The organism is Cellulomonas gilvus ATCC 13127, assembly GCF_000218545.1.
Taxonomy (GTDB): Bacteria; Actinomycetota; Actinomycetes; order Actinomycetales; family Cellulomonadaceae; genus Cellulomonas; species Cellulomonas gilvus.
Genome location: NC_015671.1, coordinates 1,816,884 through 1,841,692, shown reverse-complemented (window position 1 = coordinate 1,841,692; position 24,809 = coordinate 1,816,884). Strand labels below are relative to the sequence as shown.

Below are 24,809 nucleotides of genomic sequence, written 5' to 3'. Positions count from 1 at the left end.
GGCGGGCGGACCAGCCCCCCGCCACCGGCGCCGACCACGTCAGCGGTGCGCGGCGAGCGCCTCACGCGTGGCGACGAGCAGGTCGTCGACGTCCTGCGGCGTGGTGTCGAACGCGCACATGAGCCGCACGGTGCCGTGCGCCCAGTCGTAGAACCGCCAGCGCGTGCGCAGGTCCGCGGCGACCTCGGGCGTGAGCCGGGCGAAGACCCCGTTCGCCTGCGGCGGGTGCAGCAGCTCGACCCCCGCGGCTCGCAGCCCGTCGGCCAGCCGCGCGGCCATCGCGTTCGCATGCGTGGCCGAGCGGAGCCACAGGTCGCCGTCGAGGAGCGCGACGAGCTGCGCGGACAGGAAGCGCATCTTCGACGCGAGCTGCATGTCCATCTTCCGCAGGTACGGCAGGCCGGGCGCGGCGTCGGGGTCGAGCACGACGACCGCCTCGGCGAACAGCAGGCCGTTCTTGGTCCCGCCGAGCGACAGGACGTCGACCCCCGCGTCGGTCGTCAGCGCCCGGAGCGGGACGCCCAGCGACGCCGCGGCGTTGGCGATGCGCGCACCGTCCATGTGGACGCGCAGGCCGAGCGCGTGCGCGTGGTCGGCGATCGCGCGGATCTCGGCCGGTGTGTACACCGTGCCGACCTCGGTGGACTCGGTCAGCGACACGACGCCGGGCTGCGCGCGGTGCTCGTCGCCGAACCCCCAGGCCTCGCGGTCGACGAGCTCCGGGGTCAGCTTGCCGTCCGGCGTCGGGACGGGCAGCAGCTTGATGCCCGCGACCCGCTCGGGGGCGCCGTTCTCGTCGGTGTGGATGTGCGCGTCCGACGAGCAGATCACGGCACCCCACGGCGGGAGCACGGACTGCAGGCTCAGCACGTTCGCGCCGGTGCCGTTGAACACCGGGAACGTCAGCGCGCGCTCGCCCAGGTGACCGCGCACCACCTCCTGCAGCCGCTCGGTCCACGCGTCGCCGCCGTAGGCGGTCTGGTGGCCGCCGTTGGCCGCAGCGAGAGCCGCGAGGACCTCGGGGTGCGCCCCCGCGTAGTTGTCGGAGGCGAAGTCGCGGTGCGCGGTGTCGTGGAGCGGGATCACGGCACCAGTCTCCCCCGCTCGCGGCGGCCTGACGGCCTGCGCTCGTCGCGCGTGCCCGCGTGCGGTGGGCGATGATCCTGGCGAGCCGAAGGAGGACCCGTGCCCGAGCACGACGAGAGCGCCGACGACGACCGGCGCGAGACGTACACCGAGCGGATGGACCGCAACTGGGACGAGCTGCTGCAGGAGCTGCGGGTCACGCAGACCGGCGCGCAGATCCTCACCGGCTTCCTGCTGACCATCCCGTTCCAGCAGCGGTTCGGCGACCTGGACGCCTACCAGCGCGACCTCTACCTGGTCCTGGTGCTCCTGGCGGTCCTCGCCACGGCCTTGATCGTGGCCCCCGTGGCCCTGCACCGCGTCCTGTTCCGCAAGCGCATGAAGCCCGAGCTGGTGGATGCCGGCAACGTGCTGGCGCGCCTGGGGCTCACGGTGCTGGGGCTGACGCTCGCCGGGAGCGCGTCGTTCGTGTTCGACGTCGTGCTCGACCGGACGGCGGGGCTCGTCGTCGGAGCGGGCTCGCTCGTCGTGCTCGCCGCGTGCTGGTGGTTGGTGCCGCACGTCCTGCGCGCACGGAGCGACCGCGACCGGTGACGCGCCGAGGGCCCGGACACCGCGCGTGGCGGCGGTCCGGGCCCTCGGTGGACGTCGGGCGGATCAGCCCTGGACGGCGCGCTTGAGCGTGCTGCCCGCGGTCAGCTTGACGCGGTAGCCGGCCGGGATCTCGAGCTTCTCGCCGGTCTGGGGGTTGATGCCGGTGCGCGCGGCGCGCTCGGCACGTCCCACCGCGAGGAATCCGGGGATCGTCACGGTCTCGCCGGCGGCGAGCTGCTCGACCAGGACGTCCTGGAAGGCGCGCAGCGCCTTGTCGGTGTCGGCGGCGGACAGACCGGCCTGCGCGGCGACGGCCTGGACGAACTCGGTGCGGTTGAGGCTCACTGGTGCTCCTGTCTGGTTCGTGCGCGACCCCGGACCAGCGAGCCGCACGCGCGACCCTAACCCCGCGGAGCCCGCCGCGTGTGCACCTCGGGGGCGGTGACGTGCGGTGTTCGTCACGCGCGAACATCACCCACGCGTGCGTCCCAGGAGCCGTTCGACGGGCCACGCGTTGATCACGCGGTCCGCGTCGATGCCGTGCCGGGCGGCTCGGCGGCATCCCTCGGCCTGCCAGTCGAGCTGTCCTGGTGCGTGCGCGTCGGTGTCGATCGCGAAGTCGCACCCTGCGTCCGCCGCGAGCGCGAGCAGGTCGTCGGGCGGGTCCAGCCGGTCCGGACGGCAGTTGATCTCGACCGCCACGCCGTGCTCGGCGCACGCCGCGAACACAGCCTCGGCGTCGAACTCGCTCTGCGGGCGCTGCTTGCCCAGGACGCGCCGGCCGGTGCAGTGCCCCAGGACGTCCGTGCGCGGGTCACGGATCGCGGTGAGCATCCGGCGGGTCATCGCGGCGCGGTCCATGCGCAGCTGGGAGTGGACCGACGCGACCACGACGTCGAGCCGGTCCAGCAGCGCGGGCTCCTGGTCGAGCGTGCCGTCGGCCAGGATGTCGACCTCGATCCCGGTGAGCACGCGGAACGGTGCGACCGCCTGGCCGAGCGCGGTCAGCTGCTCGACCTGCGCCCGCAGCCGGGCCGGCGACAGGCCGTGCGCGACGGTGAGCCGCGGCGAGTGGTCGGTGACCGCCAGGTACTCGTGCCCGATCTCGATCGCTGCGAGCAGCATCTCCTGCACGGGTGTGCCGCCGTCGCTCGCGTCGGTGTGCGCGTGCAGGTCGCCGCGCAGCGCGTCCCGCAGCGCCCGGGCCGCGGCGGTGGTCTGTGCGGCGTCGGCGGCCGTCTGCTGCGCGAGGGTCGTCTCGAGCTCGACGAGGTACGGCACGTCGCGCCCGCGCCACACGAGCTCGACGACCCCGGCGGTGCGGGCGCCGACACCCGTGAGCTCGGTGAGACCGCCCGCCGCCACGAGTGCGGCGACCCGCGCGGGCTCCTGCTGCTCGACGACGTTCGCGGCGGTGCGGAACGCCTCGCTGCGGTAGGACGTGGCCTGGGCCCGTTCGAGCAGGAACGCGATGCGCCGCAGGGCCGCGACGGCGTCGTCGCGCCGCTCCGCGGCGGTCACGACGCCTTGGCCTTGGCCTTCTTGGCGCGGGTCGGCTTGGGCGCGTCGTCGTCGGAGGCCGCTGCCGCCTTCTTGCGGGACGCGGGCTTCTTGGCGGCGGGTGCGGGCTCGGGCGCGCTCGCGCCGCGTGAGGTGCGCGCCTTCTCGACGCTGCGCTGCAGCGCGGCGAGCAGGTCGACGACCTCGCCTCCCCCGCCCCCGCCGTCCTGCGTGGGCGGCTGCGGGAGCGACTGCGTGTCACCCGAGGAGACCTTGGCCTCGATGAGCTCGGTCAGCGCGGCGTCGTACCTGTCCTCGAACTGCGAGGGGTCGAAGTCGGCCGCGAGCGAGTCGACCAGGGAGCTGGCCATGGCGAGCTCGGCGGGCTTGACGGTGACGTCGGCGTCGAGGATCGGGAAGTCGGCCGCGCGCACCTCGTCGGGCCACAGGAGCGTCTGCAGGCAGATCACCTTGCCGCGGACGCGCAGCACGGCCATGGACTCGCGCTGGCGCAGCGCGACCTTGACCACCGCCATCCGGTCGGCGTCCTCGAGCGCACCGCGCAGCAGCGCGTACGGCTTGGCGGCGGTCTTGTCCGGCTCGAGGTAGTACGTCTTGCCCAGCAGGATCGGGTCGACCTGCTCGGCCGGCACGAACTCGAGCACCTCGATCTCGCGCTCGGTGGCCAGCGGCAGGCGCTTGAAGTCGTCGTCGGTGAGGACCACCAGCTCGCCGTCCGCGGTCTCGTAGCCCTTGGCGATCTCGTCCATGGTCACGGGCTCGCCGTCCACGCTGCAGACCTTGCGGTAGCGGATGCGCCCGCCGTCCGCCGCGTGCACCTGGTGCAGCGTGACCTCGTGCTCACCCGTCGCGGCGTACAGCCGTACGGGCACGTTGACGAGGCCGAACGCGACCGCGCCCTTCCAGATCGCCCGCATGTGCCTCTCCTCGGTGGTGCGTCGGTGCGCCGCGGCCCACCGGGGGCGCGCTGCGTGCACGGCCCGTGACCTGCCGTGCGACCTGCTTGTGGGCAGGATGGACCCGTGCAGCCCATGCTCGCCACCCCTGCGCCCTCGGGCGTGCTGCCACGCGGTGCCGCGTGGGCGTTCGAGGTGAAGTGGGACGGGGTCCGGGTGCTCGCGGAGGTCGAGGGCGGGCTGGTGCGTCTGCTCAGCCGCACGGGACGCCCTGTGACGCCCGCGTACCCCGAGCTCGCGGGCCTCGCGCACCTGCCGGACGTGCTGCTGGACGGCGAGGTGGTCGCGCTCGAGGGCGGCGTGCCGTCGTTCGCGGCGATCGCCGACCGCATGCACGTGCGCGACCCGCGCCGTGCCGCCGAGCTCGCGCGCGTGCGGCCGGTCACGTTCATGGTGTTCGACGTGCTGCGCGTCGCGGGTGCCGACGTCGTCGAGCGCCCCTACGACGAGCGTCGCCGGCTGCTCGAGGCGCTCGACCTGCCCGAGCACGTGCTGCTGTCCCCGGTGCACGACGACGGCGACGGCCTGTGGGACGTGACGCGCGCGCACGGCCTCGAGGGTGTCGTCGCCAAGCGCCGTGCCTCGCCCTACCGGCCCGGGGCGCGCTCGGGCGACTGGGTCAAGGCGGCGCACCGCCGGACCCGGACCGCCTACGTCGCGGGCTGGCGGCCCGAGCAGGGCGGGTCCGGGCGGCTGGGCGCGCTGCTGCTGGGCGCGCCGGACCGCGACGGTGCGCTGCGGTTCCTGGGGCGCGCGGGCAGCGGCGTGTCCGGCCCTCTCGCGACGCGCCTGCGCACCAGCGCGCTCGGCCTGGCCCGGGACACGAGCCCGTTCGCGGACACGGTGCCCGCGGTCGACGCACGCGGCTCGCACTGGTGCGTCCCGGAGCTGGTGGTCGACGTGCGCTACCTGGGCCGTGGCCGCGAGGGGCGGCTGCGCCAGCCCGTCGTGCGCGGGCTGCGCGACGATGCGACCGTCGACCCGTGGGAGCAGGAGTGAACGCACGATGAGCCCCGACCGTCAGGTGCTCGACGTCGGCGGCGTGCCCGTGCGCGTGTCGCACCTGGACAAGGTGCTGTACCCGGCCACGGGCACCACCAAGGCCGAGCTGATCGACTACGTGGTGCGCGTCAGCCCCGTGCTGCTCGCGCAGCTGCACGAGCGTCCCGTGACCCGCATCCGGTTCCCGAGCGGGGTGGACGGCACGCCCTTCTTCGAGAAGAACGTCCCCAAGGGTGCGCCGGACTGGCTGCGGCACCGCGAGCTGCCTGCCGCGCCGGGCAACGACGAGGGTGACGAGGGCACCACGCTGGACCTGCCGTTCCTCGACGACCTCCCGGGCCTGGTGTGGGCGACGAACGCGGGCGCGCTCGAGCTCCACACGCCGCAGTGGACGGTCTCGCGGCGCGGTGCGGTGCGCGGTGCTGACCGCCTGGTGGTCGACCTGGACCCCGGCGTGGGCGCAGGCCTCGACGAGTGCGTGGCCGTCGCGCACCTGGTGCGCGACCGGCTCGCCCAGGACGGGCTGACGCGGACGGTCCCGGTCACGTCCGGGAGCAAGGGGATGCAGCTGTACGCGCCGCTGCCCCGGCGGCGCCCGGCGGCGCAGGTCCGGCTGTACGCGCGCGACCTCGCGCAGCAGCTCGCCGCCGCGCACCCCGGTCTCGTCGTCGCGGTCATCCGCAAGGACGTGCGTGCGGGCAAGGTCCTGCTGGACTGGTCGCAGAACCACCCGGCCAAGACGACGATCACGCCGTACTCGCTGCGGGGCCGCGCCGAACCGCGCGTCGCGGCGCCCCGGTGGTGGGAGGAGATCGAGCCCGGGCTGCGCCAGCTGACGCCCGACGAGGTGGTGCAGCGGTTGGACACGCGCGGTGACCCCTTCGACGACCAGGCAGGATGAGCCCCGGACGTGCGGCTGCGTTGGCGGCCGGGCGTGGTGTGGGGCAGCGTTGACGTCGTCGGCGCACGAGGTGCACCGGCGATGCAGTCGACGAGACACAAGGAGCTGAGCAGCATGGCGCGCAAGGACCTCCCGAAGTACACGGTCCCCTCCCTCACGCCCGAGGACGGTGCGAAGGTCGCGGCGATCCTGCAGACCCGGCTGGACGCACTCAACGACCTGGCGCTGACCCTCAAGCACATCCACTGGAACGTCGTCGGGCCGCACTTCATCGCGGTGCACGAGATGATCGACCCCCAGGTGGAGGCCGTCCGCGCCATGGTCGACGCGATCGCGGAGCGCATCGCGACTCTCGGCGTCGCCCCCGTCGGGACGCCGGGCGCGCTGGTCCGGAACCGCACGTGGGACGACTACAGCATCGGCCGCGCGCTGACCACCGAGCACCTGGGCGCGCTCGACGTCGTCTACGTCGGCGTGATCACCGACCACCGGAAGGCGGCCGAGGACGTCGAGGAGCTCGACACGGTCACCAACGACCTGCTGGTGGGCCATCTGCACGAGCTCGAGCTGTTCCACTGGTTCGTGCGCGCGCACCTCGAGTCGTCGGGCGGCTCGCTGAGCACGCAGTCGACGCACACCGAGAAGAGCGCCGCGAAGAAGGCGTCGGCGGCCGAGTGAACGCAGCCCCGGAACGCGGCGGAGGCCCGGACACCACGTCCGGGCCTCCGCCCTCGGGCGACGGCCCGGTGCGGGGGCGCGCGGCCGAGGTGCTGCGCACGGTCCGCCCGGGTGCGGGACGTCCGGGGGCCAGCGAGCGCGCGGCGCGCATGCACCCCGCGGCGCGGCTCGAGGACGCGTTCGACCGGCGGGTGGCCGCCGTGCTGCGCCGGCGGGGCTGGACGCTGCGCATCGAGCCGTACGCCGGCTACGGCGGGCCCGGGTGGGTGCGGGTGTTCGCCCGGACGCTGCTGGCGGCCCCGCAGGTGCACGACGACGACCTGCCGGGTGCCGGTGCGGCCGCACAGGCCGGTGCACGTCCCGCGCCTGCGCTGCGCGGGTGGCGCTCGTTCGCCACGGCGCAGGTCGCGGGCGCCGAGCTCGAGGTGCGTGTCGGTGAGCGGGTGCACCGCATCCGCACCGACCGCGGCGGGTACGCCGACGTCCGCCTGGACAGCGACCTGGCTCCGGGTTGGCACGACGTCGAGCTGCGCGCTCCCTCGGGCGCGGTCGCGGTAGCTCCCGTGCACGTCGTCGATCCCGAGGTGCGGGGCGGCATCGTCAGCGACATCGACGACACCGTGCTGGTCACGCGCCTGCCGCGCATGTTCGTCGCGGCCTGGAACACGCTCGTCCGGCACGAGAACGCACGCGAGCCCGTCGCGGGCATGGCGGGGCTGTACGCGCGTCTCGCGGCGGGCGACGAGCGCGTCCCCGTGGTCTACCTGTCCACGGGTGCGTGGAACGCCGCACCCGCGATCGGGCGGTTCCTGCGCCGGTTCGGCTACCCCGCCGGGCCCATGCTCCTGACCGACTGGGGCCCGACGAACACGGGGTGGTTCCGCAGCGGGCGTGAGCACAAGCTCGGTCAGCTGCGGCGCCTGATCGAGGACTTCCCGCACATCCGGTGGGTGCTGGTGGGCGACGACGGTCAGCACGACCCGCAGATCTACGCGGCGATCGCCGCCGAGCACCCCGACCACGTGCGCGCGGTGCTGATCCGCCAGCTCACGTTCGCGGAGCACGTGCTCGCGCACGGCCTGCCCGCCCCCGCCCACGAGGCCGTGCGCGCGGAGAACCGCGCGGCGCGCGACGGGCTGCGCGACGGGATCGCGGTGCTGCAGGGCGAGGACGGGTACGAGCTGCTGCGGGCCGTGCACGCCGCGGGCGTCGACCTGACGTGACCTGATCTGGCCTGACGTGACCTGACGCACGGCGACCCCGGCCGTGGACGGCCGGGGTCGGCTCCGTGCGCGGCGGGACCGGTCAGAGGCGCGCGGGGTCGTCCCACTCGTCGTTGCTGGCCACCGGCTCGTCGTCGGGCACCAGCTCGGCCGCCGTGAGCGACCGGGGAGCCCGGGCCGGGTCGCCGCCCGAGCGGGCGTCGGCCGCCGCGAGCAGCGCGGCGTCGGGGGTGCGGTCGGCCAGGCGTTCGGCGGAGGGGTCGGACACGAGGTCGCGGTCGCGGGTCATGGTGTCGTTCTACCCCCTGGACGTGACGCCTGCACCACGTCCCCGCCGCGAACCGCCGACCGAGGCCCGGCACGAGACGAACATCACATGTCGCCAAGGTCACATTTCCCTTGCGGTCGACAATCTCGACATCAACCTACGATCGACCGGTGCCTTCCCAGGACCCGAACCCCAGGGACATCGCGACCGACGACGGCCGCGACGCGCCGCTCGACGTCGTCCTGATCGGCGGCGGGGTGATGAGCGCGACGCTCGCGAGCCTGCTGCGCTCGCTCGAGCCCACGTGGCGCATCGAGATCCACGAGCGCCGCGACGGCGTGGCGCAGGAGAGCTCCAACCCCTGGAACAACGCGGGCACGGGCCACGCGGCCCTGTGCGAGCTCAACTACACGCCGCAGCGGCCCGACGGCTCGATCGACATCACCAAGGCCGTGACGATCAACGAGCAGTTCGAGCTGTCGCGTGAGCTGTGGCACCATCTGGCCGGCCAGGGCCGGCTCCCCGTCGGGACCGAGTTCGTCTCCACCACCCCGCACATGACGTTCGTGCGGGGCGAGGAGGGCGTGGACTACCTGCGCCGCCGGTTCGAGGCGCTGCGCGCCCACCCGCTGTTCTCCGACCTGGAGTTCTCGACCGACCCGGACCAGATCGCGCAGTGGGCCCCGCTGCTCATGGCGGACCGCGACCCCGCGGAGCCGGTCGCGGCCACGCGTGCCGCGGGTGGCACCGACGTCGACTTCGGCGCGCTGACGCGCGCGATGGTGCAGGACGCGGTCGACCACGGCGCCACGCTCCACCTCGAGTCGGAGGTGACGCGGCTGCGGCAGCGACGCGACGGCACGTGGCGCCTGACGGTGCGGGACCGGCGCTGGAACGGGCGTCGCCGCGCCCGCACCGTGGATGCGCGGTTCGTGTTCATCGGCGCGGGCGGCGGCGCACTGGGTCTGCTGCAGAAGTCCGGCATCCCCGAGGCCAAGGGGTACGGCGGGTTCCCGATCAGCGGGCAGTTCCTGCGCACGACGAACCCCGCGGTGGTGCGCGAGCACCACGCCAAGGTCTACGGCCGCGCGGAGATCGGGGCGCCCCCGATGTCGGTGCCGCACCTCGACACGCGCGTGGTCGAGGGGCAGACGGCGCTCATGTTCGGCCCGTACGCGGGTTGGAGCATGAAGTTCCTCAAGCACGGCTCGTGGTTGGACCTCGTGCGCTCGATCCGGCCCGGGAACCTGGTGCCGATGCTGTCCGTGGGCCTGCGCAACCTGGACCTGCTGCGCTACCTCATCGGTGAGGTCACGGCGTCGTCGCAGGACCGGTTCCGCACGCTGCGCCAGTTCATGCCCACCGCGCGCCCGGGCGACTGGGAGCTCATCACCGCGGGTCAGCGCGTGCAGGTCATCAAGAAGGTGCGCGGCGGCGGGGTGCTCGAGTTCGGCACCGAGCTGGTCACGTCGGCCGACGGGACGATCGCGGGCCTGCTGGGCGCCTCCCCCGGCGCCTCGACGGCCGTGGCGACGATGGTCGACCTGCTCGAGCGGTGCTTCGCGGACCGCGTGGAGGCCTGGCGCCCCGCGCTGCGGGAGATGATGCCGAGCCTCGGCGGCGGCACGTGGGACGAGTCCTTCGAGCTGGACCGCTTGGTCGACGAGGCAGTCACGGCCGATCATTCAGCGTGACCTCCGCACCGCACGACCCCGCCCCCGAGCCCAGCACCGCCGACGAGGCGGTGAGCGCGCAGATGCGACGCGCCAAGGTCCAGGCGTTCACGGACCACACCACGGTGGGCCAGGTGGAGCAGGACGCGGACGGTCGTGTGACGATCGAGTGCGCGTGCGGCATGGTGCTCACCAACGGCCCGACGTGGTCGCTCGACGAGCACATCCGGCTGCACCGCGCGGAGGCACGGTTCCTGGCACTGTCGGCCGTCGCGCCCGACGGCATCCCGCGGCTCGTGCCGTGGCCGCCGGCGGCGAGCTGATCGGCGCCTGACGGACGCCTGCCGGACCCGCGGTCGGCGCCGCGCGGGCGTCAGTCCGCCGTCACCATGGCGCCGTGCTCGTCGTGCGTGTGCGCGCGGCCCTCGTCGTGCGCGCGCTCGTGCGCCTCGCGTGCCGCCACGCGTGCGGCGATGCGCGCCTGCACGTCCTCGCGACGCAACGGCGGGACGGTGCTGGGCGGCTGGCGGCGCTCGGGCAGGTCCGCCAGCACGCGGACGGTCGCGGCGGCGACGGCCCGCACGGCCTCGTCGAACGCCTCGCGCGTCGCGTCGCTCACGCGCGTGACACCCGTGACCTTGCGGACGTACTGGATCGCGGCCGCCTCGATCTCCTGGTCGGTCGCGGCGGGCTCGAGTCCGCGCAGCGTGGTGATGTTCCGGCACATGGGGGCCACGCTACGCGCGGCGGTGCGCACGTTCCTGGGCGAGCAGCAGCTCCTTGGCCGCGGCCCCGCCCGCGTACCGGCCCGGCGAGCCGTCGGAGCGCACCACCCGGTGGCACGGGAGCACCACCGGCACGGGGTTGAGCGCGCACGCGGTGCCGACCGCGCGCACCGCGCGAGGGCTGCCGGCGGCAGCGGCCACCTGCGCGTAGCTCGCGGTGCTGCCGTAGCCGAGCGCCGCCAGGTGCTCGACGACCGTGCGGCGGAAGCCGTGCAGCAGCCGCAGGTCCACCGGGACGTCGAACGCGCGGCGGTGCCCGGCGAAGTACTCGTCGAGCTCGCGCGCGGCCTGGTCGAGGCGCGCGGGTGCCTCGAGCACGCGCGGGCTGATGCGCGCCGCGAGGTCCGTGAGCACCGCGTCGTGGTCCTGCACCGCGAACGCGACGCGTACCAGCCCCACGGGTGTGACGGCCAGCAGCAGGGGCCCGACGGGTGAGTCCACCGTGCGGTACGCGACGTCGAGGACGCCGTCGTCGGCCGCGCGTGCGGCCAGGCGTGCGTGCAGGCGGGCCAGGTCGTCGGTCGGCACCGCGAGCGGGTCGGGAACGTGCGCGGTGCGGTCGCTCGGGGTCATGCTCGTCCTCCTTCGGACCGTGGTGCGGGCGGTGCGTCGGACAGGCTCGCGCTGGCCGCCGCCCAGCGGGGCGACGTGCGGCGCAGCGTGGCGATGCCGTCGGCGCTCGCACGCCGCGCGGCGGCCGCGGTCCCGCCCAGCAGAGCCGCGACCTCGGCGTGGGCCAGCCCGCCGAGGTGGTGCAGCGCCACCGCGTGCCGCTGCCGCTCGGGGAGCACGGCCACCGCGGCCCACAGGTCCAGGTCGCGCACGCGCGCCTCGGTCGCGTCGGGCACGGGTGCGGCCGGCAGCTCCGCGAGCGGCACCGCGCGGCGTGACGCCGCACGCACCTGGTCGATCGCCTTGCGGTGCGCGATCGTCACGAGCCACGCCTCGACGTTGGCGTCGTCGGGCAGGTCCGGCCACGCGCGCAGGGCCGCCAGGAACGTCTCCGACCACGCGTCGTCCGCGTCGTGCGGGCCGACCACCGCGCGGCACACGCGCAGCACCGTGGCGCCGTGCCGCTGCACGACGCGCTCGAAGGGCTCCTTCACGCTCACAGTGTGCAGACGTCCGGTGCGCCACGGATGTGAGTCCGCGGCGCCGGGTGCGACAGTGGCGTCCATGACGAACCTCGAGCAGCGTCCCGCGCCGCAGCCGTGCGCCGTCCACGGGCGGACCGGCCCGGTGATGACGGTCCACGAGGCCCGCGAGGTGCCGCTCGGCGGCATCCGCGGGATGCAGGTGCGCCGCACGCTCCCCCAGCGCGCGCTGCCGACCGTGGGTGCGTGGTGCTTCCTCGACGAGATCGGCCCGCAGGTCGTCGACATGCGGGTGCTGCCGCATCCGCACATCGGCCTGCAGACCGTGACGTGGCCCGTCGTCGGGCGGATCCGGCACCGGGACAGCCTCGGGTCCGACACGGTCGTGCAGCCCGGCCAGCTCAACCTGATGACCGCGGGGCGCGGCGTCGCGCACTCGGAGCTGTCCGTCGACGGTCCCGGGCCGCTGCACGCGGTGCAGCTGTGGGTCGCGCTGCCCGACGGCGCGGCGTCGGGTCCGCCGGCCTTCCAGCAGGTCACCGACCTGCCGGTGTGGCGAGCGCCGGGCGTGGCGGCGACCGTGATGGTGGGTGAGGTGGACGGCGCCGTCTCCCCCGCCGTGGTGCACTCTCCCCTGGTGGGTGCCGACGTGGCGCTCGATGCCGGTGCGCGGGTGCGGCTGCCGCTCGAGCCGTCGTTCGAGCACGCGGTCCTGGTGCTCGGTGGTCGGGTGCGCGTGGACGGCCTGCTCGCCGGGCCCGGACCGCTGGTGCACCTGGGTGACGGCCGCGACGGGGTGGACCTCGTGGCAGCCGACGACGCGCGCGTCCTGCTGATCGGCGGCGAGCCGTTCGAGCACGACCTGGTCATGTGGTGGAACTTCGTGGGCCGCGACCACGCCGAGGTCGTGCGGGCGCGGGCCGACTGGGAGTCGCCCGCGAGCGCCGATCGGTTCGGCGTGGTGCCCGGGCACGGTGACGAGCGCATCCCCGCACCGGACCTGCCGAACGTCCACCTACGCCCCCGCCGCCGCCCCTGACACCCCACCGTGCCGAGCTGGCGGTTATCTACCAGCTCGGCGCCGCACCCCGGCCGAGCTGGCGGATAACTGCCAGTTCGGCGTCGGGGGGTGGGGTGAGCGGGTGGGGCTGGGGCAGGATGGCGCCGTGACCGGTTCCGACCTGCCCCCGCGCTCGCGCGTCGTCGCCCAGGCCCTTGCGGAGGCGGGGGTGCGCGGCGAGGTGGTGCTGCTGCCCGACTCGGCCCGGACGGCCGCGGAGGCGGCGACCGCACTCGGCTGCCACGTCGGGCAGATCGCCAACAGCCTGCTGTTCTGGTGCGACGGGCAGGCCCTGCTGGTGCTGACCAGCGGGCGGCACCGGGTCGACACCGCCGCGCTGGCCCGGCGGCTGGGGCGCTCCTCGATCGAGCGCGCGACGCCCGAGCAGGTCCGGGAGAGCACGGGCATGGCGATCGGGGGTGTGGCCCCGCTCGGCCACCCGAGCCCGGTGGAGACCGTGGTGGACGAGACGCTCGCGGAGTTCACGGTCGTGTGGGCCGCGGGTGGCACGCCGCACACGGTCTTCCCGACGACCTTCGACGAGCTGGTCCGGGTGACCGGCGGTGCGGTGCACGCGGTCACCGCCTGACACGCTGCCGACCGGGACCTTGGTGCGCCCTGCCGCGCGTCCGCACCGCGCATGATGGTGGCAGGCCCAACCGGTGAGGTGGACGATGCGCATCGACGGACCCGTGGTCGTCGCGGTGGACGGCACCGACCGCAGCACTGCGACGCTGCGGTGGGCGGCCGGCGCCGCGGTGCGCCGCGAGACGCGGCTCGTCGTCGCGCACGTGGTCTCGCCCCCGGTGGGGCCGTGGATGTGGGCGGGCGTCCCCGCGGTCCCGGTGGACGAGGAGTCGCTGCTGCGCGAGCTGCGCGCCGCGTGCACCGCGGTCGCCGAGGCGCATCCCGGGCTGCGGGTGGAGGGTGTGCTGCTGCACGGGCCCACCGTGCCGACGCTCACGCGGTTCAGTGCGGACGCCCAGCTCCTGGTCGCGGGCACACGGCACGACGGTGCGGCCGTGCTGACCATCGGCACGGCCCTGTCCTGGCGTGCGCGGTGTCCCGTGGCGCTCGTCCGCGGCGGGGTGCGCGCGCCCGAGGGCCCCGTGGTGGTCGGCGTCGACGGCACGCCCGGCTCGTGGCTCGCCGCGGGGCTGGCCGCCCGCGAGGCGCGGCGGCTCGGGCGTGCGCTGCACGTCCTGCACGCGTGCCGCCCGGGAGAGGACGACGAGGGCCGGAGCATCGCGCTCGACGTCGCCGCGGCCCTCGCGCAGACCTATCCGGACCTCGAGGTCCGCACGCTGCTGGCCGACGGCGACCCGGTGCCCTGCCTCGTGGCGGCCTCGCGGACCGCGGGCCTGCTGGTGGTCGGCGCGCACCGGTGGCGGCGCACGCGCGGCCGGCTGGTCGGCCGACGGGTCGCGCCGCGTGCGGCCTGCCCCGTGCTCGTCGTGCGGGACGAGGTGCTGTAGGCGCGGGTCCCGCACCTGCTCAGGTCTGGTATCTGCCGGTTCGTCCCGCCATCCTTCGGCGTAGGGCCGTCACCCGGCGGCCGACGAGGAGGCGGCGATGGCCTACGACGGTGACGGGCGTCTGCCCGTCGTCTACGTCCGGGGGTACGCGGGAGGCCCGTCGGGCATCGACAAGGCGGTCGACGACCCGTTCTACGGCTTCAACGAGGGATCGGTGCAGGTCCGGGTGGACGGTGCCGACCGGCCCGCGTTCCACCAGTTCGAGAGCCCGCTCCTGCGCCTGATGATCGACCACGGGTACCAGCTGCTGGTGCGGGGCGACCAGGAGGCGTACCTGCGCAGCCAGGAGCCGGGCACCGTGCCGGCGGCGACCATCTGGGTGCACCGGTTCTACGACGAGTTCGCGCCGCACCTCACGCGCGACCCGAACGCGTTCTCGATCGAACGAGCGTCGGCCAGCCTGTTCGACCTGGTGCAGGCGGTGCGCCGGCAGACCGGGGCGCCGCGCGTGTTCCTGGTGGCGCACTCGATGGGCGGCCTGGTGGTGCGCGGGATGCTGCAGCGGGTGATCCCCGACGACGAGGCGGTCGGTGGCACGCTGGACGCCGCTGCGGCCTTCGTCGACCGGGTCTTCACGTACGCCACCCCGCACGGCGGCATCGAGTTCGCGGTGGGGTTCGGGCTGCTCGAGAAGGCACGCGACCTGCTGGGCGTGCAGGGCGCCGACATCTTCGGGCCGCGCCGCATGCGCGAGTACCTGTCCCCCACGCGCGTGCCGGTGCGCGAGGAGTTCGACGCGCAGCGGCTGCCCGCCGGCGGCTTCCCGCTCGACCGGTTCTTCTGCCTGGTCGGCACGAACGCGGGCGACTACACCTCGGGCCTGGGCCTGCCGGCGCGTGCCGTGGGACCGCGCAGCGACGGCCTGGTGCAGATCGACAACGCGTACGTGCGTGGCGCACCCCGGGCGTACGTGCACCGCAGCCACTCGGGGCGGTTCGGCATCGTCAACTCCGAGGAGGGCTACCAGAACCTCCGCCGTTTCCTGTTCGGCGACCTGGAGGTGCGCGCCGACCTGACGGACGTCGAGCTGCCCGGGACGCCCGACGACGACACCGCGTGGCAGCTCGAGGTGGCGATGTCGATCCGCGGCCTGCCCGTGGTGCTGCACGAGCAGAGCACGGCGCACCTGTGCCCGATCCAGGTCGAGCGGCCCGTCCGGCGTGACGCGTCCGCGACGCCGGTGCCGCTGATCCGCACGTATTTGTCGTCCTCGGCGACGCGCCCGCCGGACCCGCGCACGGGCACGCGTGCGCCGACCATGCGTCACGTGCTGCGGCTGCGGCTCATGTCGCTGCGCAGCCGCGGCGGTCTGCTGTCGTTCCTGGACCACCTGGAGCAGGCCGAGGACTGGGCCGACGTGCTGGTGGTCGACATCCAGGAGGACGGCGGCACGCGGCGCACGTGGGCGCGGTGGGGCTCGGAGCTGGGCGGCGCGATCCGGGACTGGGCGCCCGACCCCGAGCGCGACGAGGCGCTCGCCGACGACGACCCCGCACCCGGCGCGTGGCGCTCACGCGTGCCGTTGCCCCCGGCCGCGCGTGCGCTGCTCGGCGAGTCCGCGGCCGTGACCATCGCGGTGCACGGGCGCGCCACGCTGGACCGGCAGGGCTGAGCGCGGGTGAGGCACCTCACCCGCCGCGCGCGTGACGCGTCACGGCTCCGGTGAGAGCCTGGGACCAGAGCCCGGGGCCGGGCTCCCGGACGAGGGTGCCGTACCCGGACTGCGACAAGACGGCACGTCGGGAGTCGTCATGGCGTGGGTCGTGCTCATCGTGTCCGGTGTCCTCGAGGCCGTGTGGGCCACGGCGCTCGGACGCTCGCAGGGGCTGCATCGCATCGGTCCGTCGGTCGTGTTCGTCGTCGCGCTCGCCGCGAGCATGGCCGGGCTCGGCTACGCGATGCGCACGCTGCCGCTCGGGACCGCCTACGCGGTGTGGGTCGGCATCGGCGCGACCGTCACCGTGGCGTGGGCGATGGCCACCGGTGCCGAGCCGGTGAGCCTCGTGCGGATCCTGCTGCTGCTCGGCATCGTGGCGTGCGTGGTGGGCCTCAAGATCGTGCACTGACGGCCGGCACCGTGCGCGGCGGCGGTCCGACGAACCAGCTCACGGACCGCGCCACGTCACCCGCGCGCAGCCACTCGTACCGCTCCGAACGCGGGTCCTGCTGCACGTCGCGCCACGCCACCATGACGTGCTCGGCCGTCCAGCGCACCGCACGCGCAGGCCGCCACTCCTCGGTGCCGTCGTCCCACACGACGCGCACGATCACCGGGAAGTCGCCCTGCGGGCGCACGGGGATCTGCGCGGGGGCCTCCCGGTTCGCCACCTCACGTCGTGCTGCTGCCACCCGGCGATCGTACGTCGAACACACGTTCGACGCGAGTTCCCAGGTCCCGGCCACGCCGACGCCGAGGTCCCCCCGGGACGGGTCTCCCGCGTGCCATCCTGGGCCCATGTCCAGCGCCGCGCCCCCCGCCAGCACCGGCTACGCGCGCGGGCGAGCCACGCGTGAGGAGATCCTCGAGGCGGCGGTGCAGCTGTTCGGCGAGGTCGGCTACCGGACCGCGTCGTTGCGGGAGATCGCGTCCCGCGTCGGCATCTCGCACCCGGGTCTGCTGCACCACTTCCCCAGCAAGGCCGCGCTGCTGGAAGCCGTGCTCGCGCGTCGGGACGAGGTGGACTCGATCGCGCTCCAGGCCGACCTCGACGCGGGTCACTCGCTCGGGGAGGCGTTCGCGCGGGTCGTGGAGCGCAACGTCGCGCGGCCCGGCATCGTCGAGCTGTTCGTGTCGCTCTCGGCCGAGGCGACGTCCGCGGGCCACCCCGCGCACGCCTACTTCCGGCGGCGGTACGCCGAGGTGCTGGCCACGGTCCGCCGTGACTTCGAGCAGCTGCGGGACCGCGGCGTGCTGCGCCCCGACGTGGACCCGGCCACCGCGGCGCGCCAGCTGGTCGCGGTGCTGGACGGGTTGCAGGTGCAGTGGCTGCTCGAGGAGGGCCTGCCGCCGGCGGAGCGCGTGGACATGCCCGCCGCGGTCCGGGCGTTCTCCGCCTCACTCATGGTCGGCTGAGCGGGTCGCTCGGCCGTGGCCCCGGACCGGGGCCGGGTGCCACGGGGCGGGCACCCGACCGCGGTCGGTGGTGGGTCAGGCGTTGGCCGCGGCCACGAGCGCGTCCAGGTCCTCGCGCGTGAGCGGCGCGAACCCGAAGTCGAGCAGCACCTTGATCGGCATCTGCTGGATCATCGCCTGCATGCTGTCGTCCGGCTCGGGCGCGCCCTCGGGCAACGCCAGGTAGGGGCCTGCGAGCGCCGCGCCCACGGGGTGCGCGAGCCACTCCGCGATCGTCGACATCTCGGTCAGCTCACCCCACAGGGGCTCGCCCACGACGTCCACGTGCACCTCGCCGCGGACGTCGCGCGACGACGCCCCGACCTCGACGACGAACTCGCCACCCTCGACCACCCAGCGGCGCAGGCCGGGGTGCCAGTACGCCAGGTCACGCGCCGTGAGCGTGAACGCCACCTCGCGCCGCTCTCCCGCCGCGAGCGCGACCTTGGTGAACGCCGCGAGCTCCCGGACAGGCCGCAGCACCGAGGCCTGCGGGTCGCGCACGTAGACCTGCACGACCTCCGCCCCCGCGCGGGTGCCGGTGTTGGTGACCGTGACGCGCACGTCGACGGTCACGTCCTGACCCGCGCCGTTCACGTGCGCGACGACGTCGTCGTACGCGAACGACGTGTAGGTCAGGCCGTGGCCGAACGGGTAGGCCACGTCGAGGTCGCGCGTGTCGTACCAGCGGTAGCCCACCAGGACGCCCTCGCCGTAGCGGACGTGCCCGGCCTCGCCCGGGAAGTTCCCGAACGCGGGCGTGTCCTGCAGGCGCAGCGGGATCGTCTCGGTGAGGCGGCCCGAGGGCGAGACGGCCCCGGTGAGCAGGTCCGCGACCGCCGAGCCGCCCGCCTGGCCGCCGAGCCACGTCTCGAGGATCGCCGGTGCGTGCGCGCGCCACGGCAGGTCCACCGCGGAGCCGTTGGCCAGCACCACGACGATCCGCGGGTTGACCGCGGCGAGCGCGGCCAGCGCGGTGACCTGGTTGTCGGGCAGCCCCAGCCGAGGACGGTCGTACCCCTCGGACTCGTCCGGTGCCGGCAGGCCCAGGAACAGCACGACGGTCCGGGCGGTCCGCGCGGCGTCGACCGCGGCCGCGAGCAGCGCGTCGTCGTCGCCCTCGGGGCCGCCCTCGATCGTGAACCCCGCCTCGAACGGGACGTCGGCTCCGGCCGCGGCGCGCAGCGCCGTGAGCGCGTCGTCCAGGCGTGTCGGGTGCACCTGGGACGAGCCGGCGCCCTGGTAGCGCGGCGTGCGCGCGAACTCGCCGACCACCAGCAGGCCGTCGGTGCCGTCCAGCGGCAGCAGCGGGCTGCCCTCGACGGGCTCGTTGCGCAGCAGGACGCTGCCCGCGGCGGCCGCCTCGCGCGCGAGCGCGTGATGCGCCTCGGCGTCGAACGTCTCGCCCGAGCCGAGCGCGGGCAGCGCGCGCGCCACGAGGTGCAGCACGCGCCGCACCGCCTGGTCGAGCACGGCCTCGTCGAGCGTGCCCGCACGGACCGCCGCGACCACCTCGTCGTCGGGACGCGTGCCGGCCGCGGGCATCTGCAGGTCGAGGCCCGCCGCGAGCGCCGCGACGCGGTCGTGCACCGCGCCCCAGTCGGACACGACCATGCCCTCGAAGCCCCACTCGTCGCGCAGCAGCGTGGTGAGCAGCCACGGGTCCTGGGACGCGTACGTGCCGTTGATCTTGTTGTAGGCGCACATCACGGTCCACGGCTGCGCACGCGTCACGACGCGCTCGAACGCGGGCAGGTAGATCTCGCGCAGCGTGCGCTCGTCGACGTCGGCCGAGACGCGCAGCCGGTCGGTCTCCTGGTTGTTGGCGGCGAAGTGCTTGAGCGAGGTGCCCACGCCCTGGCTCTGGATGCCGTCGACCAGTGCGACGCCGATCTCCCCCGCGACGACCGGGTCCTCCGAGACGTACTCGAAGTTGCGGCCGCACAGCGGCGTGCGCTTGATGTTGACCCCCGGGCCCAGCAGCACGCCGACGTCGTTGACGCGGGTCTCGCGACCGAGCGCCTCGCCGACGCGCCGCACGAGCGCGACGTCCCACGACGAGCCGAGCGCGGCCGCCGTCGGGAAGCACGTCGCGGGGACGGAGTCGCCGATGCCCAGGTGGTCCGACGAGGTCGCCTGCTTGCGCAGGCCGTGCGGGCCGTCCGTGACCATCAGCGCGGGCACGCCGACGCGCTCCACGGGCTGCGTGTGCCAGAAGTCCGAGCCGGACGTCAGGGACGCCTTCTCCTCCAGGGTCAGCTCGGCCAGGACACGTTCGACGTCGAACGGGGTCATGCGGCACCTCCTCGTGCGGGGTCTGTGCTCGCAGGCTAGCCCAATACCTACCGCCTGGTAAGGGACCCATGGGCCAGGCGGGCGGTCTACCGTGGCGGCGTGACCGACGCACCCGACCCGGCCGTTCCCGACGAGGCGCGCACGCGCGGTCCCGCTGGAGGCCCGACGCGGGACGCGCTGCGCGACGAGCCCGCATGGGTCCGGCACGCGGTGTGGTGGCACGTCTACCCGCTGGGCTTCGTGGACGCCTTCCCGGTGCGGTCGCACGTGCCCGGCCCCGACGAGCACCGCCTGCGCAGGCTGCTGCCGTGGCTCGACCACGCGGTCGAGCTGGGCGCGTCCGGAATCGCGCTGGGTCCCGTGCTCGCGTCCTCCACGCACGGCTACGACACCGTCGACCACCGTCGCGTCGACCCGCGCCTGGGCACCGAGGCCGACCTCGACGAGCTGATCGCGCAGGCGCACGCGCGCGGCCTCAAGGTCCAGCTCGACGGCGTGTTCAACCACGTGGGCCGCGAGCACCCCCTGGTGCAGGCCGCGCTCGCGGGCGGGCCGACGAGCGAGGCCGGCCGGTGGGTGCGCTGGCGCGACGGGGCCGACGGGCCGGAGCCCGACGTGTTCGAGGGCCACGACGGGCTCGTCGCGCTCGACCACGACGAGCCGCTCGTCGCGGACCTCGTGGTGGACGTGATGACCGGCTGGCTCGACCGCGGCATCGACGCCTGGCGGCTGGACGCCGCGTACGCGGTGCCGGAGCGGTTCTGGGCGCACGTGCTGCCGCGGGTGCGCGCGGCACATCCCGACGTGTGGATCTCCGCGGAGGTCATCCACGGCGACTACGCGGGCTTCGTGGCGGCCTCGGGCGTGGACTCGGTCACGCAGTACGAGCTGTGGAAGGCCGTGTGGTCGAGCCTCGAGGACCGCAACCTGTGGGAGCTTGACCACGCCCTGGGCCGGCACAGCGCGATGCTCGCCGAGTTCGTCCCGACGACGTTCGTCGGCAACCACGACGTCACGCGCATCGCGAGCCGCCTGACCGACCCCCGGCACCTGCCGCACACGGTCGTCCTGCTGGCGCTGCTCGGCGGCACGCCGAGCGTGTACGCGGGCGACGAGTACGCGTTCCGCGGCGTCAAGGAGGACCGCGCGGGCGGCGACGACGCGGTGCGTCCGCCGTTCCCCGCTCCCGACGAGCTGCTCGCGCCCGACGAGCGGCTCCACCGGCTGTACCGCGACCTCATCGGCCTGCGACGCCGCCACGCGTGGCTGCACCGGGCGCGGACGCGCACGCTGCACCTGACGAACACGCAGATCCTGCTGGAGCTGACCGCGCAGGGCCGCTCGCTGCTGCTCGCGCTGCACCTCGACGACACGCCCTGGGCGCTGCCCACCGACGTCGCCGCGCACGCCGTGCTCGACGCGAGCGACGGCAGCACGCCCGGCGTCGTGGGGCCGCACGGCTGGATGGTGCTGGCGGGAACCCCGGGCGACGACGACGAGTTGGACGGGTAGTTTCTGCACCGCGCCCGCATGCGCGCGGCGCTCCACCCCGGGCCGGGACGCGGTCCACGGCCGAGACGAGGTCCGCCATCTCCACGCCGCCGACCGCCTCAGCACGGCCGATCCGGCCGACCCGGCCCCGCCCGGCCGACCAGCCCGACGTGACGCGCGCCTACAGCGAGGTCGCGCGCGAGGTCCGCGCGGCGGACCTGCTGGGCCGCGCGCGGTGGTTCTACGTGCTGGTCGGTGCCGGCCTGCTCGCGGGCTTCGTGGTCCTCGCTGCCGCATTCGTGGCACTGGGCTCGAGCTGGTGGCAGCTCGCGGTGGCCGCGGGGCTGGGCGTGCTGCTCACCCAGTGCGCGTTCCTCGCGCACGAGGCCTCGCACCGCGCGGTGCTGCAGGGCGGACCGGCCAACGACCGGCTGGGGCGGTTCGTCGCGACGTTCGTCGTCGGCACCAGCTACGCGTGGTGGATGAACAAGCACAGCCGGCACCACGCCAACCCCAACCAGGTGGGCAAGGACCCCGACATCTCGTTCGAGGCGATCGTGTTCACGCCGGAGGCGGCGCAGCGCCACTCCGGCCTGCGCGCGACGTTCACGCGCCGGCAGGGCTACCTGTTCTTCCCGCTGCTGCTGCTCGAGGGCGTCAACCTGCACGTGCAGTCCGTCCGCTCGCTGCTGGTGCGCGGTCCGGTCGCGGGCCGCGCGACCGAGCTCGCCCTCATCGCGGCGCACTTCGCGCTGTACCTGGGCGCGCTCGTGTGGTTCCTGCCACCGGCGCTCGCGCTCGCGTTCCTGGGCGTCCAGCTGGCCGTGTTCGGGCTCTACATGGGGGCTGCGTTCGCGCCCAACCACAAGGGCATGCCGATCGTCGGGGCGGACGAGCGCCTGGACTTCTTCAGCAAGCAGGTGCGCACGTCCCGCAACATCGCGGGCGGCTGGTGGGCCACGGCGCTCCTGGGGGGCCTCAACTACCAGGTGGAGCACCACCTGTTCCCCTCGATGCCGCGCCCGCACCTGGCACGCACGCGCCTGCTGGTGCGTGCGCACTGCCGCTCGCTCGGCGTGCCGTACACCGAGACGACGCTGATGCAGTCCTACGGGATCGTCGTCCGGTACCTCAACGAGGTCGGGCTCGCGGCGCGCGACCCCTGGACCTGCCCGACGCTGGACCGCTTCCGCGGGGTCTGACGTCAGGCCCCCACGGGATCCGCAGGACACTCGGCGGCGGGCACCGGGTCGGCGCTGCACGTGGCCGCGTCGGGCGCGTCGCGCTGCGTCGGCGGGTCGGCGTCGCACGACGAGGAGGCCGTGACGGCCAGGCGGGCGCGCGGGTCGAGCCTGCGCAGGATCGCCAGCGTGAGGTCGGAGAGCTGCGCGACGCCCTCCTGGTCGAGCCCGTCCAGCACGAGCGAGCGCACGGCCCGGGCGTAGACGGGCCGGCTGTCCAGGTACGCCTGCTCCCCCGCCGCGGTCAGCACGGCGTTGGTCGCGCGTGCGTCCTGCTCGCACGGCGCGCGGTCCACGAGGCCCTTGCGCTCGAGGCCGGTGACCACGCGGGACAGGCGCGGCAGCGTCGCGTTGGTGCGTGACGCCAGCGCGCTCAGCCGCAGCCGGTGCGCGGGCTCGTCGTGCAGCGCCTCGAGCAGCGTGAACTCGAACGACGTGAGGCGCGCCGCCCCCAGCTGCTGGTCCAGCGCCGTGGGCAGGAGCTCGAGCAGCGCATGCAGCCGGGCGACCGCGACGCGCTCGTCGTGCTGCAGCTCCGTGGTCTCCATGGCTTCACCGTACCAAGAACTTGCATCTACAACCAATGTGCCCTACGGTTCTAGTTGTAGGTACAACCAACCGGGTCCAGCGCGACCCACCCAGGACAGGAGCACGACCGTGACCACGTTCAGCATCATCGGCACCGGCAACATGGCGAAGGCGATCGGTGGGGTGCTCGCCGACGGCGGCAGCGACGTCTCCTACGTGACGCGCGAGCAGGTCGGCACCGCACCCCTCGCCGACGTCGTCGTCCTCGCGGTCCCCTACCCCGCGGTCGACTCGATCCTGGAGGCCTACGGTGACGCGCTCGCCGGCAAGACCGTGGTCGACATCACCAACCCGCTGAACTTCGAGACGTTCGACTCGCTCGTCGTGCCCGCCGGCTCGTCCGCGGCGGCCCAGATCCAGGCCAAGCTGCCCTCGAGCACGGTGCTCAAGGCGTTCAACACCACCTTCGCGGCGACGCTCGCCTCCAAGAAGGTCGGCGACCTCCCGACGACCGTGCTCGTCGCGGGCGACGACGCGGCGGCCAAGCAGGCGCTCGTCGCCGCCGTCCAGGCCGGTGGCGTCGGCGCGCTCGACGCGGGCTCACTGGCCCGTGCGCACGAGCTCGAGGCGATCGGCTTCCTGCAGCTCACGCTCGCCGTCGGCGAGCAGGTCGCGTGGACCGGCGGCTTCGCCGTCGCGCGCTGACCGTCCGACCGCACCCGGGGCGGGGGCAGGTCCCCCGCCCCGGTCCGCCGCAGCCGCACCAGGAGAACCCAGGAGCACCGATGAGCACCCCGACCGACCCGCAGACCGCGGTCAGCGGCCCCCGCACCGACGACGTGCTGGACGCCGCCACCACGATGGACGCCGTGACGCTGCACGTCGGCGACCTCGAGGGCATGACGAGCTACTACACCGAGGCGCTCGCCATGGAGCCGCTCGAGGAGCGCAGCCGCGGCCGCGAGGTGCACCGCGTGCTGGGCCGGGGCACCACGCCGATGATGCGGCTGGTGCACACGCCCGACCTGCCGGGTGTCGACCCGCACCAGCCCGGGCTGTTCCACACGGCGTTCCTGTTCGACGATCAGCCCGGCCTGGCCGCGACCGTGTACCGCGCCGCGCAGGACCCGCGCGGCCGCTTCGTCGGATCCAGCGACCACGCCGTGAGCGAGGCGTTCTACTTCGCCGACCCCGAGGGCAACGGCATCGAGCTCTACACCGATCGCGACCGGTCGCTCTGGCTGCACGCGCGCGGCCAGATCCTCATGGACACCACCTACCTGGACCCGAACGAGTTCCTGCGCCGGCACCTGACGCAGGACGCGCTCGACGCCGGGCCGGCCCTCGCCGGGCGCGTCGGCCACGTCCACCTCCAGGTGGGCGACCTCGCGCGCGCCGAGGCGTTCTACGTCGGAGCGCTCGGGTTCGAGGCGACCATGAAGGAGTACCCGGGCGCGCTGTTCGCCTCCGCGGGCGGGTACCACCACCACGTCGCGATGAACGTGTGGAACAGCGCCGGCTCGGGCCCGCGCGCCGCGACCCTGGGTCTGGCCGACGTCGCCGTCAGCGTGCCTGCGCGCGACGACCTCGACGCGCTCGCCGCCCGGCTGCGTGCGCGCGGCCTCGCGTTCGCCGACGACGGCCGCGCGATCACCCTGCGCGACCCGTGGGACACGCACGTCACGGTCTCGCTGCCCGCGACGACCACGCAGGAGCTCCTCGCGCGCTGAGCGCGCACGACCGGCGCATCCGCCACGCGCCACGGC

At 74.5% G+C, this 24,809-nt stretch carries 28 protein-coding genes and 1 riboswitch; of the genes, 17 read left to right on the top strand and 11 right to left on the bottom strand.

The features are described 5' to 3' along the window. Positions 1–39: 39 nt before the first annotated feature. Positions 40–1,086 carry a threonine aldolase family protein gene (locus CELGI_RS08550; RefSeq protein ID WP_013883725.1) on the bottom strand — a complete coding sequence of 349 codons (1,047 nt, stop codon included), beginning with the start codon at positions 1,084–1,086 and terminating at the stop codon, positions 40–42. 99 nt (positions 1,087–1,185) lie between these two features. Between CELGI_RS08550 and CELGI_RS08545 the strand changes: the two genes are divergently transcribed. Beyond that, positions 1,186–1,680: a DUF6328 family protein gene (locus tag CELGI_RS08545; RefSeq protein ID WP_013883724.1), complete on the top strand. Its 495-nt coding sequence runs from the start codon at positions 1,186–1,188 to the stop codon at positions 1,678–1,680. Between the two features lie 63 nt (positions 1,681–1,743). On the opposite strand, the gene CELGI_RS08540 is transcribed toward CELGI_RS08545, so the two are convergent. The 3 genes from CELGI_RS08540 to ku form a co-directional block, all read right to left on the bottom strand. Next, positions 1,744–2,025: an HU family DNA-binding protein gene (locus CELGI_RS08540; protein WP_013883723.1), complete on the bottom strand. Its 282-nt coding sequence runs from the start codon at positions 2,023–2,025 to the stop codon at positions 1,744–1,746. A gap of 126 nt (positions 2,026–2,151) precedes the next feature. After that, the gene (locus CELGI_RS08535) at positions 2,152–3,201 is read right to left on the bottom strand and encodes a PHP domain-containing protein (RefSeq protein WP_013883722.1); all 1,050 of its coding nucleotides are present in this window, start codon (positions 3,199–3,201) and stop codon (positions 2,152–2,154) included. After that, positions 3,198–4,118, bottom strand: a complete 921-nt coding sequence (gene ku, locus CELGI_RS08530) for a non-homologous end joining protein Ku (RefSeq protein ID WP_013883721.1) — start codon at positions 4,116–4,118, stop codon at positions 3,198–3,200. Before ku ends, CELGI_RS08535 begins: the two co-directional genes overlap by 4 nt. Positions 4,119–4,232: 114 nt before the next feature. Between ku and ligD (CELGI_RS08525) the strand changes: the two genes are divergently transcribed. The 4 genes from ligD (CELGI_RS08525) to CELGI_RS08510 all read left to right on the top strand — a co-directional run bounded on the left by ligD (CELGI_RS08525) (position 4,233) and on the right by CELGI_RS08510 (position 7,961). Beyond that, on the top strand, positions 4,233–5,156 hold the full coding sequence (ligD, locus tag CELGI_RS08525; protein ID WP_321572181.1) for a non-homologous end-joining DNA ligase: 924 nt from the start codon (positions 4,233–4,235) through the stop codon (positions 5,154–5,156). 7 nt (positions 5,157–5,163) lie between these two features. Next, positions 5,164–6,060 (top strand): non-homologous end-joining DNA ligase, encoded by an 897-nt coding sequence (ligD, locus tag CELGI_RS08520; protein ID WP_013883719.1) that lies wholly within the window; start codon positions 5,164–5,166, stop codon positions 6,058–6,060. A gap of 114 nt (positions 6,061–6,174) precedes the next feature. Continuing rightward, on the top strand, positions 6,175–6,738 hold the full coding sequence (locus CELGI_RS08515) for a Dps family protein (protein ID WP_013883718.1): 564 nt from the start codon (positions 6,175–6,177) through the stop codon (positions 6,736–6,738). Next, complete coding sequence (locus CELGI_RS08510) at positions 6,735–7,961, top strand: App1 family protein (RefSeq protein WP_013883717.1); 1,227 nt, start codon at positions 6,735–6,737, stop codon at positions 7,959–7,961. Before CELGI_RS08515 ends, CELGI_RS08510 begins: the two co-directional genes overlap by 4 nt. Before the next feature lie 82 nt (positions 7,962–8,043). Here CELGI_RS08510 and CELGI_RS08505 read toward each other — a convergent pair whose 3' ends face one another. Beyond that, positions 8,044–8,250 (bottom strand): hypothetical protein, encoded by a 207-nt coding sequence (locus tag CELGI_RS08505; RefSeq protein WP_013883716.1) that lies wholly within the window; start codon positions 8,248–8,250, stop codon positions 8,044–8,046. A gap of 149 nt (positions 8,251–8,399) precedes the next feature. Here CELGI_RS08505 and mqo point away from each other — a divergent pair, with 149 nt between their 5' ends. Together mqo and CELGI_RS08495 are read left to right on the top strand one after the other, a co-directional pair. Further along, positions 8,400–9,923, top strand: coding sequence for a malate dehydrogenase (quinone) (gene mqo / locus CELGI_RS08500; protein ID WP_013883715.1), 1,524 nt, complete (start codon positions 8,400–8,402; stop codon positions 9,921–9,923). After that, on the top strand, positions 9,920–10,225 hold the full coding sequence (locus tag CELGI_RS08495) for a hypothetical protein (RefSeq protein ID WP_013883714.1): 306 nt from the start codon (positions 9,920–9,922) through the stop codon (positions 10,223–10,225). The genes mqo and CELGI_RS08495 overlap by 4 nt, the downstream gene beginning before the upstream one ends. A gap of 50 nt (positions 10,226–10,275) precedes the next feature. Here CELGI_RS08495 and CELGI_RS08490 read toward each other — a convergent pair whose 3' ends face one another. Genes CELGI_RS08490 through CELGI_RS08480 form a run of 3 tightly spaced genes read right to left on the bottom strand, consistent with a single transcriptional unit; the run spans position 10,276 to position 11,793 of the window. Beyond that, positions 10,276–10,629 (bottom strand): DUF2277 domain-containing protein, encoded by a 354-nt coding sequence (locus CELGI_RS08490; RefSeq protein ID WP_013883713.1) that lies wholly within the window; start codon positions 10,627–10,629, stop codon positions 10,276–10,278. Between the two features lie 10 nt (positions 10,630–10,639). Continuing rightward, positions 10,640–11,260 carry a methylated-DNA--[protein]-cysteine S-methyltransferase gene (locus CELGI_RS08485; protein WP_013883712.1) on the bottom strand — a complete coding sequence of 207 codons (621 nt, stop codon included), beginning with the start codon at positions 11,258–11,260 and terminating at the stop codon, positions 10,640–10,642. Beyond that, positions 11,257–11,793, bottom strand: a complete 537-nt coding sequence (locus tag CELGI_RS08480; RefSeq protein WP_041574158.1) for an RNA polymerase sigma factor — start codon at positions 11,791–11,793, stop codon at positions 11,257–11,259. Before CELGI_RS08480 ends, CELGI_RS08485 begins: the two co-directional genes overlap by 4 nt. Before the next feature lie 70 nt (positions 11,794–11,863). Between CELGI_RS08480 and CELGI_RS08475 the strand changes: the two genes are divergently transcribed. The 5 genes from CELGI_RS08475 (at position 11,864) to CELGI_RS08455 (ending at position 16,442) form a co-directional block, all read left to right on the top strand. Continuing rightward, the gene (locus CELGI_RS08475; protein WP_013883710.1) at positions 11,864–12,820 is read left to right on the top strand and encodes a pirin family protein; all 957 of its coding nucleotides are present in this window, start codon (positions 11,864–11,866) and stop codon (positions 12,818–12,820) included. A gap of 127 nt (positions 12,821–12,947) precedes the next feature. Next, positions 12,948–13,430 (top strand): YbaK/EbsC family protein, encoded by a 483-nt coding sequence (locus tag CELGI_RS08470; RefSeq protein WP_013883709.1) that lies wholly within the window; start codon positions 12,948–12,950, stop codon positions 13,428–13,430. Positions 13,431–13,515: 85 nt separating this feature from the next. Beyond that, the gene (locus tag CELGI_RS08465) at positions 13,516–14,316 is read left to right on the top strand and encodes a universal stress protein (RefSeq protein ID WP_013883708.1); all 801 of its coding nucleotides are present in this window, start codon (positions 13,516–13,518) and stop codon (positions 14,314–14,316) included. A gap of 97 nt (positions 14,317–14,413) precedes the next feature. Then, entirely contained in the window at positions 14,414–15,988 is a 1,575-nt protein-coding gene (locus CELGI_RS08460) for an esterase/lipase family protein (RefSeq protein ID WP_013883707.1), read from the top strand. A gap of 64 nt (positions 15,989–16,052) precedes the next feature. Then, positions 16,053–16,117: riboswitch (guanidine-III (ykkC-III) riboswitch) on the top strand. Between the two features lie 10 nt (positions 16,118–16,127). Then, the gene (locus CELGI_RS08455) at positions 16,128–16,442 is read left to right on the top strand and encodes a DMT family transporter (RefSeq protein WP_013883706.1); all 315 of its coding nucleotides are present in this window, start codon (positions 16,128–16,130) and stop codon (positions 16,440–16,442) included. On the opposite strand, the gene CELGI_RS08450 is transcribed toward CELGI_RS08455, so the two are convergent. Beyond that, complete coding sequence (locus tag CELGI_RS08450; protein WP_245528075.1) at positions 16,426–16,725, bottom strand: hypothetical protein; 300 nt, start codon at positions 16,723–16,725, stop codon at positions 16,426–16,428. The genes CELGI_RS08455 and CELGI_RS08450 overlap by 17 nt on opposite strands. 106 nt (positions 16,726–16,831) lie before the next feature. On the opposite strand from CELGI_RS08450, the gene CELGI_RS08445 reads away from it, so the two are divergent. Continuing rightward, a complete protein-coding gene (locus tag CELGI_RS08445) occupies positions 16,832–17,449 on the top strand; it encodes a TetR/AcrR family transcriptional regulator (RefSeq protein WP_013883704.1) in 618 nt (205 codons plus the stop codon). A gap of 75 nt (positions 17,450–17,524) precedes the next feature. Here the strand turns inward: CELGI_RS08445 and CELGI_RS08440 are convergent, their stop codons facing one another. Then, positions 17,525–19,783, bottom strand: a complete 2,259-nt coding sequence (locus CELGI_RS08440; RefSeq protein ID WP_013883703.1) for an aryl-beta-d-glycosidase — start codon at positions 19,781–19,783, stop codon at positions 17,525–17,527. A 99-nt stretch (positions 19,784–19,882) separates the two neighbouring features. Between CELGI_RS08440 and CELGI_RS08435 the strand changes: the two genes are divergently transcribed. Then, complete coding sequence (locus tag CELGI_RS08435; protein ID WP_013883702.1) at positions 19,883–21,295, top strand: alpha-amylase family protein; 1,413 nt, start codon at positions 19,883–19,885, stop codon at positions 21,293–21,295. A 149-nt stretch (positions 21,296–21,444) separates the two neighbouring features. Further along, complete coding sequence (locus tag CELGI_RS08430) at positions 21,445–22,476, top strand: fatty acid desaturase family protein (RefSeq protein WP_013883701.1); 1,032 nt, start codon at positions 21,445–21,447, stop codon at positions 22,474–22,476. Between the two features lie 2 nt (positions 22,477–22,478). Here the strand turns inward: CELGI_RS08430 and CELGI_RS08425 are convergent, their stop codons facing one another. After that, positions 22,479–23,063 carry a MarR family winged helix-turn-helix transcriptional regulator gene (locus CELGI_RS08425; RefSeq protein WP_013883700.1) on the bottom strand — a complete coding sequence of 195 codons (585 nt, stop codon included), beginning with the start codon at positions 23,061–23,063 and terminating at the stop codon, positions 22,479–22,481. A gap of 109 nt (positions 23,064–23,172) precedes the next feature. Between CELGI_RS08425 and CELGI_RS08420 the strand changes: the two genes are divergently transcribed. Both CELGI_RS08420 and CELGI_RS08415 read left to right on the top strand, forming a co-directional pair. Further along, positions 23,173–23,748 (top strand): NADPH-dependent F420 reductase, encoded by a 576-nt coding sequence (locus tag CELGI_RS08420; protein ID WP_013883699.1) that lies wholly within the window; start codon positions 23,173–23,175, stop codon positions 23,746–23,748. An 80-nt stretch (positions 23,749–23,828) separates the two neighbouring features. Next, positions 23,829–24,773 (top strand): VOC family protein, encoded by a 945-nt coding sequence (locus CELGI_RS08415; RefSeq protein WP_013883698.1) that lies wholly within the window; start codon positions 23,829–23,831, stop codon positions 24,771–24,773. The last annotated feature ends 36 nt before the right edge of the window (positions 24,774–24,809 follow it).

Coding starts and splice junctions, on each gene's coding strand:
- ku (WP_013883721.1), bottom strand. CDS start 4,118: ATGCGGGCGATCTGGAAGGGCGCGGTCGCGTTCGGCCTCGTCAACGTG.
- ligD (WP_321572181.1), top strand. CDS start 4,233: ATGCTCGCCACCCCTGCGCCCTCGGGCGTGCTGCCACGCGGTGCCGCG.
- ligD (WP_013883719.1), top strand. CDS start 5,164: ATGAGCCCCGACCGTCAGGTGCTCGACGTCGGCGGCGTGCCCGTGCGC.
- CELGI_RS08515 (WP_013883718.1), top strand. CDS start 6,175: ATGGCGCGCAAGGACCTCCCGAAGTACACGGTCCCCTCCCTCACGCCC.
- CELGI_RS08505 (WP_013883716.1), bottom strand. CDS start 8,250: ATGACCCGCGACCGCGACCTCGTGTCCGACCCCTCCGCCGAACGCCTG.
- CELGI_RS08490 (WP_013883713.1), bottom strand. CDS start 10,629: ATGTGCCGGAACATCACCACGCTGCGCGGACTCGAGCCCGCCGCGACC.
- CELGI_RS08485 (WP_013883712.1), bottom strand. CDS start 11,260: ATGACCCCGAGCGACCGCACCGCGCACGTTCCCGACCCGCTCGCGGTG.
- CELGI_RS08475 (WP_013883710.1), top strand. CDS start 11,864: ATGACGAACCTCGAGCAGCGTCCCGCGCCGCAGCCGTGCGCCGTCCAC.
- CELGI_RS08465 (WP_013883708.1), top strand. CDS start 13,516: ATGCGCATCGACGGACCCGTGGTCGTCGCGGTGGACGGCACCGACCGC.
- CELGI_RS08460 (WP_013883707.1), top strand. CDS start 14,414: ATGGCCTACGACGGTGACGGGCGTCTGCCCGTCGTCTACGTCCGGGGG.
- CELGI_RS08455 (WP_013883706.1), top strand. CDS start 16,128: ATGGCGTGGGTCGTGCTCATCGTGTCCGGTGTCCTCGAGGCCGTGTGG.
- CELGI_RS08445 (WP_013883704.1), top strand. CDS start 16,832: ATGTCCAGCGCCGCGCCCCCCGCCAGCACCGGCTACGCGCGCGGGCGA.
- CELGI_RS08440 (WP_013883703.1), bottom strand. CDS start 19,783: ATGACCCCGTTCGACGTCGAACGTGTCCTGGCCGAGCTGACCCTGGAG.
- CELGI_RS08425 (WP_013883700.1), bottom strand. CDS start 23,063: ATGGAGACCACGGAGCTGCAGCACGACGAGCGCGTCGCGGTCGCCCGG.
- CELGI_RS08415 (WP_013883698.1), top strand. CDS start 23,829: ATGAGCACCCCGACCGACCCGCAGACCGCGGTCAGCGGCCCCCGCACC.